This window comes from Cupriavidus sp. KB_39, from assembly GCF_052114485.1.
In the GTDB taxonomy this organism is placed as follows: Bacteria; Pseudomonadota; Gammaproteobacteria; order Burkholderiales; family Burkholderiaceae; genus Cupriavidus.
In genome coordinates this window covers 1-455 of the sequence record NZ_JBFREV010000212.1, presented here as the reverse complement: position 1 = coordinate 455, position 455 = coordinate 1, and the positions used below count along the sequence as shown (strand labels likewise).

The 455-nt window shown below is 61.1% G+C and carries 1 protein-coding gene; it reads left to right on the top strand.

Annotation, left to right across the window (positions count from 1 at the left end; translation table 11 throughout):
- Nucleotides 1-455 (top strand): contractile injection system protein, VgrG/Pvc8 family (locus AB4Z27_RS29590; protein WP_441646055.1); only part of this gene is annotated, 455 nt, incomplete at both ends.

Below are 455 nucleotides of genomic sequence, written 5' to 3'. Positions count from 1 at the left end.
AGTACTTCCTTAAGGTTCCCGGCGCGGCCAGCGCCGGGGCATTGTCGGTGGTGTCGTTCGAGGCTGTGGAGCGGCTAGGCGAACCCTATGCCGTCACGGTTCAACTCACGCACCCTGCCGAACTGGATCGTGCCGATTATCTCGGCAAGCCGGCCAGCTTCCTCATCGACCCCGGCGATAGTTCCCCGCCGCGCATCTTCGCCGGCTTTATTTCCTGTTTCTCGAAGACAGCCCAGACGCGGGACTTCCAAGCCTACGCGATGGTCGTCGAACCGCTCGTTGCGAGGCTTCGGCTTACGCGGTCCACCCGCATCTACCAGCACCAGACCGCGCCAGAGATTATCGAGGCGATTCTGCGGCGGCATGAACTGGTCGGGCATCAGTTTTCCTTCAGGCTTCGACGCCAATATCCCCAGCACGCGTTCCGCTTCCAGTATCAGATGTCCGATTGGGAA